The sequence below is a fragment of the Aminobacter sp. J41 genome (assembly GCF_000526635.1).
GTDB lineage: Bacteria > Pseudomonadota > Alphaproteobacteria > Rhizobiales > Rhizobiaceae > Aerobium.
The window spans coordinates 272,682-284,281 of record NZ_JAGL01000002.1; the positions used below are offsets into that span (position 1 = coordinate 272,682).

The 11,600-nt window shown below is 61.8% G+C and carries 13 protein-coding genes and 2 tRNA genes; 5 read left to right on the forward strand and 10 right to left on the reverse strand.

Annotated elements, in window-relative coordinates; genetic code table 11:
- Positions 1-161: 161 nt before the first annotated feature.
- Positions 162-1,463: an NCS2 family permease gene (locus L630_RS0102765; RefSeq protein ID WP_024846762.1), complete on the forward strand. Its 1,302-nt coding sequence runs from the start codon at positions 162-164 to the stop codon at positions 1,461-1,463.
- 126 nt (positions 1,464-1,589) lie between these two features.
- On the opposite strand, the gene L630_RS0102770 is transcribed toward L630_RS0102765, so the two are convergent.
- Positions 1,590-1,663 (reverse strand) — tRNA-Gly (locus L630_RS0102770).
- A 267-nt stretch (positions 1,664-1,930) separates the two neighbouring features.
- On the opposite strand from L630_RS0102770, the gene L630_RS20935 reads away from it, so the two are divergent.
- The gene (locus L630_RS20935) at positions 1,931-2,380 is read left to right on the forward strand and encodes a TIGR00645 family protein (RefSeq protein WP_245263642.1); all 450 of its coding nucleotides are present in this window, start codon (positions 1,931-1,933) and stop codon (positions 2,378-2,380) included.
- A gap of 179 nt (positions 2,381-2,559) precedes the next feature.
- On the opposite strand, the gene L630_RS0102780 is transcribed toward L630_RS20935, so the two are convergent.
- A tRNA-Tyr gene (locus tag L630_RS0102780) sits at positions 2,560-2,644 on the reverse strand.
- 170 nt (positions 2,645-2,814) lie between these two features.
- On the opposite strand from L630_RS0102780, the gene L630_RS0102785 reads away from it, so the two are divergent.
- On the forward strand, positions 2,815-3,627 hold the full coding sequence (locus L630_RS0102785; RefSeq protein WP_024846763.1) for an RNA methyltransferase: 813 nt from the start codon (positions 2,815-2,817) through the stop codon (positions 3,625-3,627).
- A gap of 293 nt (positions 3,628-3,920) precedes the next feature.
- Here L630_RS0102785 and L630_RS22750 read toward each other — a convergent pair whose 3' ends face one another.
- The 8 genes from L630_RS22750 to modA form a co-directional block, all read right to left on the reverse strand.
- Complete coding sequence (locus L630_RS22750; protein WP_024846764.1) at positions 3,921-4,100, reverse strand: hypothetical protein; 180 nt, start codon at positions 4,098-4,100, stop codon at positions 3,921-3,923.
- A 60-nt stretch (positions 4,101-4,160) separates the two neighbouring features.
- Positions 4,161-4,814, reverse strand: coding sequence for a molybdenum cofactor guanylyltransferase MobA (mobA, locus tag L630_RS0102795; RefSeq protein ID WP_051473074.1), 654 nt, complete (start codon positions 4,812-4,814; stop codon positions 4,161-4,163).
- 143 nt (positions 4,815-4,957) lie between these two features.
- Complete coding sequence (locus tag L630_RS0102800) at positions 4,958-5,473, reverse strand: hypothetical protein (protein WP_024846766.1); 516 nt, start codon at positions 5,471-5,473, stop codon at positions 4,958-4,960.
- 11 nt (positions 5,474-5,484) lie between these two features.
- Positions 5,485-5,919: a hypothetical protein gene (locus L630_RS0102805; RefSeq protein WP_034329157.1), complete on the reverse strand. Its 435-nt coding sequence runs from the start codon at positions 5,917-5,919 to the stop codon at positions 5,485-5,487.
- 256 nt (positions 5,920-6,175) lie between these two features.
- Positions 6,176-7,108, reverse strand: a complete 933-nt coding sequence (locus L630_RS0102810; protein WP_024846768.1) for a DUF5996 family protein — start codon at positions 7,106-7,108, stop codon at positions 6,176-6,178.
- 42 nt (positions 7,109-7,150) lie between these two features.
- Positions 7,151-8,245, reverse strand: a complete 1,095-nt coding sequence (modC, locus tag L630_RS0102815) for a molybdenum ABC transporter ATP-binding protein (protein ID WP_024846769.1) — start codon at positions 8,243-8,245, stop codon at positions 7,151-7,153.
- Positions 8,242-8,919 carry a molybdate ABC transporter permease subunit gene (gene modB / locus L630_RS0102820; RefSeq protein WP_024846770.1) on the reverse strand — a complete coding sequence of 226 codons (678 nt, stop codon included), beginning with the start codon at positions 8,917-8,919 and terminating at the stop codon, positions 8,242-8,244. The genes modC and modB overlap by 4 nt, the downstream gene beginning before the upstream one ends.
- Positions 8,920-8,951: 32 nt before the next feature.
- Positions 8,952-9,671, reverse strand: coding sequence for a molybdate ABC transporter substrate-binding protein (gene modA, locus L630_RS0102825; RefSeq protein WP_034329216.1), 720 nt, complete (start codon positions 9,669-9,671; stop codon positions 8,952-8,954).
- A 438-nt stretch (positions 9,672-10,109) separates the two neighbouring features.
- Here modA and L630_RS22355 point away from each other — a divergent pair, with 438 nt between their 5' ends.
- Both L630_RS22355 and L630_RS0102835 read left to right on the forward strand, forming a co-directional pair.
- On the forward strand, positions 10,110-11,291 hold the full coding sequence (locus L630_RS22355; RefSeq protein ID WP_084465715.1) for a metallophosphoesterase: 1,182 nt from the start codon (positions 10,110-10,112) through the stop codon (positions 11,289-11,291).
- Between the two features lie 114 nt (positions 11,292-11,405).
- Positions 11,406-11,600, forward strand: a 195-nt coding sequence (locus L630_RS0102835; RefSeq protein ID WP_024846773.1) for a transposase, incomplete at its 3' end; no start/stop codon positions are given.

Genomic DNA, 11,600 nt, shown 5'->3' on the forward strand with positions numbered 1-11,600 from the left:
TCAACGCATGGTCAGTTGAGGGACCAATTTCAAGCTTGAAGTTGTGGATTATCCAACCGCCGGCGATTCCCCGCTAGCGAATGGCTTCCCGCGTGCAATGCTATGTGTTCGGGCAATGCGCCTGATTGACACGTGGGTAATCAACACCCGGGGGATACGGCATGTTGGAAAAGTTTTTTGACCTGAAGGGCCACGGTACGACCGTGCGCACCGAGGTCGTCGCAGGGTTAACGACCTTCCTGACGATGGCCTATATCATCTTTGTGAACCCGAATATTCTGTCGGCCGCTGGCATGGACCAGGGCGCGGTATTCGTGGCGACCTGTGTGGCCGCGGCGATCGGCTGCCTGATCATGGCACTGCTGGCGAACTGGCCCGTGGCCATGGCCCCCGGCATGGGCCTCAATGCCTTCTTCGCCTTCACCGTCGTCGGCGCAATGGGCTTCACCTGGCAGCAGGCGCTTGGCGCGGTCTTCATCTCGGGCATCATCTTCCTGATCCTGACCGTCACCGGCATTCGCCGCTGGCTGATCGAAGGCATCCCGACCTCCATGCGCAGCGCCATCGCTGCCGGTATCGGCCTCTTCCTCGGCATCATCGCCCTGCAGGGCTCAGGCATTGTGGTAGACAATCCGGCGACGCTCGTCGGCCTCGGTGACCTGACCCAGACCTCGACGCTGCTTGCGATCCTCGGCTTCTTCATCATCGCCGGCCTCGACGCCCTCAAGGTGCGCGGCGCGATCCTGATCGGCATTCTTGCCATCACCATCATCTCGATGCTTCTCGGCGTAAACAGCTTTGGCGGCCTCGTCTCCGCCCCGCCGAGCCTGATGCCGACGCTGTTCCAGCTGGACATCGCCGGCGCCCTTGGGTACGGCCTCCTCCAGGTCGTGCTCGTCTTCGTCCTCGTCGAGGTGTTTGACGCGACCGGCACCCTGATCGGCGTTGCCAAGCGCGCAGGCCTGCTGAAGGACGGCCCGACCCACGAGGACAAGCGCCTCGGCCGCGCCTTGTTCGCCGACAGCCTCGCCATCACCGGCGGCTCGCTCCTCGGCACCTCGTCGACCACCGCCTATGTCGAAAGCGCCTCGGGCGTGCAGGCAGGCGGCCGCACCGGTCTCACCGCTCTCGTCGTCGGTATCCTGTTCCTGCTGGCACTGTTCTTCGCGCCGCTGGCAGGCTCCGTCCCGGCTTACGCGACCGCCCCGGCGCTGCTCTACGTCGCCGTGCTGATGGCGCGCGAGCTGGTCGACATCGACTGGAATGACGTGACCGAGACCGCTCCGGCGGTTCTGACGGCCATCATCATGCCGTTCACCTACTCGATCGCCAACGGCCTCGCGGTCGGCTTCATCAGCTACGCTGTCCTGAAGACCATCAGCGGCCGCTTCCGCGAAGTGCACCTCGCGACGTGGCTGGTCGCCATCCTGTTCGTCATCCGCTTCGCTTTCCTGAGCGAATAGGCGGACGACACACCGCGAACGAAAACCCCTGGCACACGCGTGCCGGGGGTTTTTCTTTGCGCCCGTAAGCGCACAGACGCGTGGCAGCACGCGCTATCAAACCTATGAAAAATTGAGAGAAAGAGATGGAGCGGGTAGCGGGAATCGAACCCGCGTATTCAGCTTGGAAGGCTGCTGCTCTACCATTGAGCTATACCCGCGACAGCACTGTCATCTATTGAACTGAACGAGAGTCGTCAAGACGATCAAGGCGCTGAACCGTCAAGGAAATGCCAGCCCCATCGCCGGTTCCGTTGCGGCACCTGCAGCAAGCTCCCCAGCAATTGTCAGCGTTGCTGGTGCTCGCGTAAATGCACCGTCCTTTTCGAATCGTGCGCCGGCGCAGTCCCGCCGTCCGCACCCCAAGAGTCAATTGCATGAAAGCGCTGGAACTTCTGATTGAGCGGATCATTCTTTCCGCCCGCTAGCTGCTGGTCGTCTTCTATATCGGCCTCGCAGTCGCCCTTGGCCTTTACGCCATCTCGTTTCTCTACAAGCTGTCCAAGGTCGCCACGAACCTCTTCACCTTCGACGAATCCGGGATGATTCTCGCCATGCTCGGCCTGATCGACGCGGCACTCGTCGCAAGCCTGATCGTGATGGTGATGATCTCGAGCTACGAGAATTTTGTTAGCCGTTTCGATGTGGTCGACAATGACAGCATCTCCTGGCTGGGCAAGCTCGACTCGGGCAGCCTGAAGATCAAGGTCGCCTCGTCCATCGTCGCGATCTCGTCGATCCACCTTCTGCAGATCTTCCTCAACGGGCAGAACTACGAGGAGACGCAGCTCTACTGGGCGACGGTCATCCACATCGCCTTCGTCGTGTCCGCCGTGATGCTCGGCGTCCTTGAGAAGATCAGCAAGGGCAAGCACTGATTCGGCAGAATCACCTCAAGCGGCGTCGGGAAACCGGCGCCGCTTTTTTTCCGTGCCAGTTGCACAAACAGGCTCAAACTGCTGAGCGCGTTGCAAAAACCAGATTATGGGGGATAGATTATGGGGGATCTGACGAGACGGCCACCTGGCCGTCGTCTTCGCGGGCATCCGGATCGTAGTGGTGGAGGGAGTTGGATTTGAACCAACGTAGGCATAGCCAACGGATTTACAGTCCGTCCCCTTTAACCACTCGGGCATCCCTCCGTACTACGTCGGAGCCATGCGAAGAGGCTTCAGGCGACTTCGGCGGCGAAGCGAAGCGCTTCGTTCGAAGTTGCGTGGGCCTTATGGCGTCAGCGGGCGCGCCTGTCAACAGGGGCCTGAAGCATTTTTCAACAGTATCCAACGGACCCTTGCGGGGCTATAGAACGCGCATGACAAAGGACGCCAAAACCCCCTCGCCCAAGGATAGCCACTACGCCCGCCTGCGTCGCGAATTTCGCGACCGCAACAAGGAATCGACGAAGGCCGACGACCGGACGGTGCGCCTCTACGGCCTGCACACGGTCCGCGCGGCGCTCGACAATCCGCGCCGTAAGATCAGCCGCATGCTGGTCACCCGCAACGCGCTGGCGCGGCTGGAGCTCAGCGAGCCGCTATCCTTCCCCTTCCCGGTGGAAATCGTCGAGCCGCGCGCGATCGACAAGCTCGTGGGCGAAGACGCGGTCCATCAGGGCGTGATGATCGAAGCCGAACCGCTGACGCCCAAGCGCCTCACCGCGCTTGGCGACACGCAGCTGGTGCTGGTGCTTGATCAGGTGACCGACCCGCATAATGTCGGCGCGATCATGCGCTCGGCAGTCGCTTTTGGCGCCGGCGCGCTGATCACCACGGCCCGCCACAGCCCGGCCGAGACCGGCGTGCTGGCCAAGTCGGCTTCCGGTGCGCTCGAGCACATCGACCATATCGAGGTGCGCAACCTTGCCGACGCGCTGGGCGAGCTGCACGAGGCAGGCTTCGAGACGATCGGGCTTGATTCGGAAGGCCCAGCGGAGCTCGAAAAGACGTTCTCCGGCAGCAAGATCGCGCTGGTTCTTGGCGCCGAGGGCAAGGGCCTGCGCCAGAAGACCCGCGAGACGGTCACGGCTCTCGCTCGTCTCGACATGCCCGGCGCCATTCGCTCGCTCAACGTCTCCAACGCGGCTGCCGTGGCGCTCTACGCGGCCAGACGGCATCTGGTCGGGTAGCCGCTGGGGCGCGTGCCAAATGGCCGGCGCTCTTCGTCACCGCCCGGGCTTCGTAACCGTTCAGGCCTCGATGCCACGGTCAAGCCGTGGCATGACGATGGGAAAGGCTTGGACGCTCCCTCTACAACCTGATCGTTCCATGAACACGGGGATGGAAAGCACAGACGGTCGAGGATGAGCCCTAACGTTAGCCATTCGTCATCCTCGGGCCAGACCCGAGGATCCATTCCGGAACGCTTCAGGACTGCCAATGTCAGTGCCACCTCTGTGCCTGACGGCGCGGCGCACCGGCCCTACCCTGCCACGCCTCCTATCCCCGCCACCTGGCTCAGATAAACTGCCAGCGCGACGAACGCCGCGGCGACGCCGATGCCGCGCCAGTCTATCTCCGTGCCGCGCAAATTGCGCGTAAGGCGAAACGCGACATAGGCCACGGCAAGCACAAGCAGGGCGATGAGCAAAAGTCTCGGCACGGCACTCCTCCGGCGCAGGAAACATCCTCACGCCAGATCTAGGAACGCTGCCGGGGGATTTTAAGCCCGCTGGCCGCGCAGGCGCTGTTCGGCCAGCTGCAAGTCGTCAGGGGTGTTGATGTTGAAGAACGGGTCGCCGCTGTCGTCGGAGAACAATGCGCAGGCGGCGCCGTGGCGGTCGGCAAAGGCGCCGACGCGGCGCTGGCCGGCCTCGAGCTGCGCCCGCAGGTCATCCCGGACACGCACCGGCCAGAGCCCGAAGGTGGGATGGCGGCGCAGCGAACCGTTCTCGTCGCGCGAGGCCGCAAGCGCGATCGGCACCATCTGGCTGGTCGCCTCCTCCGCCAGGCGTTCCACGAGATCGTGCGGGACGAAAGGCGTGTCGGCGGCCACAGTGATGATCTGCTCGTAGCCGCGCGCTGCCGCCCAGTCGAGCCCGGCCAGCACGCCCGCGAGCGGCCCCGGCCAGTCCTCAATCGTATCCGGAACGACTTCGAGGCTGAAATGGGCAAAGCGCGCAGCATCGCCGTTGGCGTTGAGGAGGATGACGTTCGTCTGCGGGCGAAGGCGTTCGATGATGCGATCAAGCAGCGTACCCTGGCCGAGCTGCATCAACGCCTTGTCGCCGCCGCCCATGCGCGTTGCGAGGCCGCCCGCAAGGATCAGCACCGGGATGTCCGGGCGTTTCAGCGTCTTCTGCTCTATGGTGGCCATCTGCTCCTCGGGTGCGGACGTAAGATGATCCTTCTGCCAGCACTTGGTTAAAATCTAGGCAGCCCGGGGCCGAACTTGAAGGGGCAAAAATAAAGCCCGGCGGAAGAACCGCCGGGCTTTAGGTGTTTGACGTGCAGAAGCAATCAGTCTTCGGTCTTGGCCGCTTCGATCAGCTTCTTGAAGTCGCCGAGGCCACCCATCTTCGCCTTCCAGGTCAGGAGCGGCGCGTAGAAGCGCAGGTAGGCGAGCATCAGGATGATCGACAGGTAGAAGCACATCACACCCATGTAGGTCGGGCTGAACAGGCGGTCATAACGGCCGTTCAGGATGATGGCGTTGTACCAGACGACGGCCGAGATCGGCATTGCGATCACGAGGCCGAGCGGAACGAAGCGGTTGAAGACCAGCATCAGGCCGCAGACGATTTCGAGCGTCTTGACGATATCGAACAGGCCGACCTCGATCATGGTGACGAGCATCTGCGAGGAGAGCGGCGTGTTGCCGACCGGCTGCGGGAAGATCGTCGGCAGGCCGAGCTGAGTCAGCCAGTAGGACGTGCCCGACATGATCATCCAGCCGCCGAGGTAGAGACGGCCACCCGTCAGCAGGATCTTGACGATGGTGCTAAGGTTCCAGTCGTAGGAAATCTGTTTCGACATGGGGCTAGCTCCTACTGCGCGATATAGCGCTGGATGTTGTCGATGCGGCCGCCGCGCGGGCCGATGTGGTAGACGTCGACGACCGTCTGCTCGGAACCGTTCACGGTGAGCTTGTGGACCGCGACGACCGTGCGGCCATCACCGATCAGCGGCTGCACGAGTTCGGAATTGGCGTTGACGCCATCGGCGAACTCGGGGAACAGGTCCTTGTTGTACTCGGCATCCGAGGCGATGTACTCGCCGGCCGCGTAACCGCCCTTGCCGTTCTCGTAGACCTCGGCGCGGAAGTCGGTCAGCATGTGCTTCGGCATCTTGTCGAGTGCCGGACCCCACTGCCAGTTCGGGGCAATGTGCAGCTGGTAATAAATATTGCAGAGGAAGAGCGCAGCCACGACCAGCGAAATCGCGTAGAGCGTGCGCTCGGAAATTGTACGGGACCCAGACAAGTCCAACTCCTATTCTTGGGCGACGGCGAGCGTCTTGGGAGGACCTGCTCGCGGCTGCCAGTGCGAACGCCCGGCACGATGGCCGGGGCGAACTCATGAAAAAGTGTCGCTTGATAAGCCGCGCACATTTGTCGCGGACGGGCGCTCTTTAAGGCAGAAAACGGGCGCGCCCAACCAAAAAGCGGCGTTTCAGTGATGACGATACGTAAGGCGCTTGTGAATCGCACCCCCCCTGTTTTGCGGCGGTCGTGACGCTTCAGAGCCGGCGCGGAACCCTTGGAATTCCCGGCTCGCAGTCGAGCGCGGCGCGATCCCAGCCGCCGGTATCGGCAGCCACTTCGTAGGTGGTCTGCAGGAACCGCATCAGCGTTTGCTCTGGTTCAAGGCTGCGCCGCACCGCGTTGTAAGGCAGCAGAAACTCACCGAGTCGCTCGTCAAACCGCGCTTCCGCCGGCTCAACCCTGCGGGCGCTGAAGCCCTCAGGCGCGGGATACGCATAGGAATAAAACATCGCCTCGTCGACGCCGGAACCGCCTGGCCAGAAGCCGGCCGACGAAACCTCGTGGCTGTAGGCTTCCTGCGAGACGCTGTCCGGAAGTCCAGGAATTCCTCCCGGATGCAGCGGCGCGGATCGCCCGGAAAAGCGCGTGACGGCAAGGTCGAACGAGCCCCAGAACAGATGCACGGGTGAGACCTTGCCGAGGAAACCGGTGCGGAACTGCTCGAACACGCGCGCGACCAGCACCAGCGCTTGGTGAAACCGCTGGACTGCCTCGCCATCGTAAGGACGCTCTGCGTGATCCTCCGCAAAGGGAACCGGGTCCGGAAACTCGTTGGGCTTGCCATGCATCAGCGGCCGCCCGCCGACGGCGCGTATCGCATCGGCTGTCTCGGAATAGAACCGCGCCACGCTCATCGGCCGCAGCGGGAAGGTCTCGCGCGCACCGCCCTCCGCCTCGGCAACAAAGAGGTGGTCGCAGAAATCGAGGCTGATGGTGACGAAAACGTCGGCGTCAGGGATCGGGCCGGTCGTCAGACCGCGCGGGGTTACATAGAGCGTCGCATGCCAGGAGTGATTGACCCAGGGCGTATGCGCGAAGCGGTACTTTCCCATGATCTGCGCCCACAGGTGCAGCGCAGTGCAGGTCTCTCGCCATTGAACATAGGCAATCTCAGGCCAGCGCTCCATTGCCTCTTATAGCAGTTTCGCGACCAAAGCGCGATCAGCCCCTCACCTGCTCTTGCGGCGGACAAGCGCGACGCTTTTCGCCTGCGCGTGAACCAGCTGTCCTTCGCGGAAGCCAAGGCTCTCCCACGACTTGCGGGTCACACGCGAGAGGATGCGACTGCCCGCACCATCATCGCCGAGCCCAAGCACGGCAATGACCTCGTTTCCAGCTATCGTCGCTGAGAGAACGCGAGCCGGCAGGCTGTTCAGCAGCGTCGAGCCTTGCGGCGCCTGAGTCGCGAGGCTGACATCGCCGGCAGCGATCGTCAGGCGTTGGTGGCTGCCCCTCGCGGCTTGCTCCATCGGCACGAGGAACTCGCCTCCGGACACCTTCAGTGTCGCGAGGCCGTAGTCCGAGTCATACTGGTCGAGCACGGCATCGAGCGTCACCGCCGCTTGCCGGCCCGCAGCGAGCGGCAGCGAAGGATCAACCTGCATGGCGCTGAGCGGCCCGGAGGCAAGCACCCGGCCATCGCGCATCAGCACGACATGATCGGCAAGCCTTTCGACCTCGGAAATATCGTGCGTGACGAGGATGATCGGGATCTTCAGGTTTGCATGCAGCGCCTCGAAATAGGGCAGCACTTCGTCCTTCGCCATGCGGTCGAGCGCCGACAACGGCTCGTCCATCAAGAGCAGCCGCGGCTGCGCCAGCAGCGCCCGGCCGATCGCCACCCGCTGCCGCTCCCCGCCGGAGAGATTGTCCGGCATCCGGTCGACGAGATGGCCGATACCGAGCAGCTCGACAATCTCGTCAAACTGCGTGTGCCCGGGCGCGCCCTTCGCGCGGGCTTCGCCGTAGGTCAGGTTCCGGCGCACAGACAAGTGCGGAAAAAGGCTTGCCTCCTGGAACACATAGCCCAGAGCACGCCGGTGCGTCGGCACGAAAGTTTGTTCGTCCTGCCAGATTTCGCGGCCGACAACGATGCGACCTGGGATCCGGTTGAGGCCGGCAACGGCCCGCAACACCGATGTCTTGCCGCAACCCGAAGGCCCGAACAGCGCCGATATGCCGTACATCGGCAGCCCCGCCTCGAAATTTAGCCGGAACGAGCCGAGCTGGCCGTCGAGCGAAATGTCGATCGTCGCACCCGTCAAGACGTGCGCCTCCCCGACCGGCGCGCGAGCAGCGAGACCGTGAAGATCACGAGGAACGAGAAGACGAGCATGCCGAGCGACAGGATATGCGCCTCGCGCCAGCGCAGTGTCTCGACGAAGTCATAGATCGCGATCGACAGCACCTTGGTTTCGCCAGGAATGTTGCCGCCGACCATCAGGATGACGCCAAACTCGCCGACCGTATGGGCAAAGGCCAGCACCGCGCCGGTCAAAATGCCGGGCAGTGCCAGCGGCAGCGCCACGCTCCAAAACGCGTCCCAGGGCGAAGCGCGCAGCGTTGCCGCGACCTCGAGCGGCCGGCGCCCCATCGCCTCAAACGAATTGCGCACCGGCTGAACCATGAAGGGCAGCGAGGCGATCACCGAGCCGGCGACCAACCCCTCGAAGCTGAAGGCGAAGGTGCGCAGGCCCACCAGCGGCCCAAGCCAGCCGCCAAGCCCCTGCGGGCCAAGCGCGACGAGAATGTAGAAACCGAGCACCGTCGGCGGCAGGACGAGCGGCAGCGCGACGATCGTGGCGATCACCTCGCGCCAGCGCGACGGCGTCCATGCGAGCCACCAGGCGATCGGGATACCGATGATGAGCAGTGCGAGCGTCGTGACGCCGGCGAGCTGGATCGTCAGCCAGATCGGCGACCACAGGTCCTGCGTCACGTCGTGCCTCCCGGATTTGCGCGGCGTCCTCGTCAGCGCGCGCGTGCGTAGCCGTACTTTTCGATGATTTCGGCCGCCTTGTCTCCCTTCAGGAACTCGATGAAGGCTGTTGCCGCTGGGTTATCCTCACCCTGCTTCAAAAGCACCGCATCTTGCCGGATCGGCGTGAAAAGCTCCTGTGGTACGACCCAGCGCGAGCCGCCGTCGCGCCGCGCCACCTGCCCCAGCGCAACGAAGCCGAGCTCGGCATTTCCGGTCTCGATGAACTGGAACGTCTGGGCGATGTTTTGGCCCTGCACCATTTTGGGCTGCAATGCCTCATAGACACCGAGCGACTGCATCGTCTCGACCGCAGCCTTGCCATACGGCGCAGCCTCCGGATTAGCGAGGGCTATCTGCTGGAAGTTCCCCTCCTTCAGGACCTCCGGTCCCGTCACGACGGCTGCATCCGGCGAATAGAGCACCAGCTGACCGGTCGCATAGGTAAAGACGCTTCCCTCGACGCCGTAGCCTTCGGCAACCGCCATTGCCGGGCGCACATTATCCGCCGACAGAAACACCTCGAACGGCGCTCCCTGCGTGATCTGGGCGTAAAGCTGGCCGGTGGCACCGAACGACAGCACCGCCTGATGCCCGGTCTCTGCGGCGAAGGCCCGGGCGATCTCATTCGCCGCATCGGTGAAGTTTGCCGCGATGGCGACATGGGTCCGATCAGCCCGGGCGAGACCGCCGCAGGCCAGGACGAACAGGATTGCAGAGAAGAAGATTCGCGACGTCACCCTCGCCTCGAACACCGTGAGAACTCGGGCAGACTACAGCCGAGATCGTCGCCTTTGTCAGCCGGGAATTGAAGCGAATGCAGCAGCAGAGTGAGGGTGAGTGCTGCGAAAGGGTTGACCAACCGCCTCTATAAGAGAAACCGGAAAATCTCAATGAAATCCACGATTTGTGAGGGGACAAACCGTCCGCGATTCAGCTAAGTGTCTGACTGATCAGCGTTGGGCAAGCTGCCACGATTCAAATTTGGCAATCCTCCGTGACTCATCATCGCTAGCACCTGCCGCAGCGTGCTGCGGCTAGTCAATTAGAGGCAGCCGCAGCCCAGGACCACCCGTCTCGTCCGGGCCTAAGAACTTAACTCCTAACCGTTCAAAGGTTTGCTGCAGTTTTCGAACTGTCTCCACCTTCACATGGTCGTTTCGCTCGATCTTCAAGATGGTCCGGGCGCTGATGCCGGACAACTCAGCCAATTGGGTTTGGCTGAGGTCCAATGCGCTTCGTGCCGCGCGCAGGAGTGGGACGGGAGCATCCATAAGGCGGTATTAGTTGGGACCCCACCGACGTGCCATATCTCCCGAAATATTTCACTTTTTGCGCATCTTTTTACTATTATTTCGCACATATTTGCGGTCTTTCCGCAAACGCGGGACCTTCAGGAACCTGTTGCCTGCCCGACCTGCGAATCACCATCCGCAGCTGCAAGTGAGCGGCAAGGCGTAAAAAGAAGACCAAGGCGTATTATGAGAGCATGGATATTTTCTGACTTACATGTCGAACAGGAACCCAATTTCAGGTTTTCTGCAATTCCCGATGCAGACGTGTGCATTTGCGCAGGAGACATTACAGATCGAGGACCAAAGAGAGGCATTGAATGGTTGGGGGATCACATTGCTCCCCATATGCCGGTAATATTCGTACCCGGTGCTCATGATTTTTACGGCAGCTCCGTAACAGAGGGGCTTGCAGAGGCACATCGGACTGCCCACCGCTACGGAAACATATTTATACTGGACGGCGCATATGTGGCATTGGATGGCTACCAATTTATCGGCGCTACCGTCTGGACTGATTTCAAGCTACATTGGGATATGAAAATGGCAACTACGGTGGCCCAAAAGACATTGGACGAATACCACCGGATTAAGATTTCGAAGAGACCGAACCAACGATTCACCCCTCAAAACCGACTGGGGCTTCACGTCCAAGACCTGGCAAAAATAATGTGGGCAACTCAGGAAACTGAAAGCGAACACCGGATAATAATAAGTCATCATGCGCCGACTTTAATGTCGATTCCACACTCTCTTCTGCGGGATCCGTTGGCAGCATCGCTCGCATCACGCCTTGAACATTTAATTCTCGAGTACGATCCAATTTTGTGGGTGCACGGCCATATCCATAAGCCCAGCAATTACCTAATCGGCAATACTCGCGTGATCTGTAATCCGCGAGGGTTTCGAAGTGAACCTTCACTAGAATCGTTCGATCCTTATCTTGTGGTCGAGCTAGCGGAAATAGCTCAAGCTGCTGAACGAAACAGAAGAGAATCAGATGTTTTTCGCACCATCAGGGCCTCTGACCACGACGTCTGAGGGGCTCTGCAAGGTGACGTCCCCGGACGTGGTGTAGCTGGGTAGCGCGGCGGTCATCGGCGCTTTCCGGTAGGGTCTGGTTGCGAGACCAACCCCTTTCCGGAAGGAACACCGATGACCGACGACATGATGAACCTGCGCGCGCTGGTGGAGAAGNCCCCCGACGCCGATCTCCTGCGCGAGATGATCGGCTTTGCCGCCGAGCGGTTGATGGAGATGGAGGTGGGTGCGGCCACCGGCGCCGCTTATGGCGAGAAGAACCCGCTTCGTCTGGCCCAGCGCAACGGCTATCGCGACCGGGACTGGGAG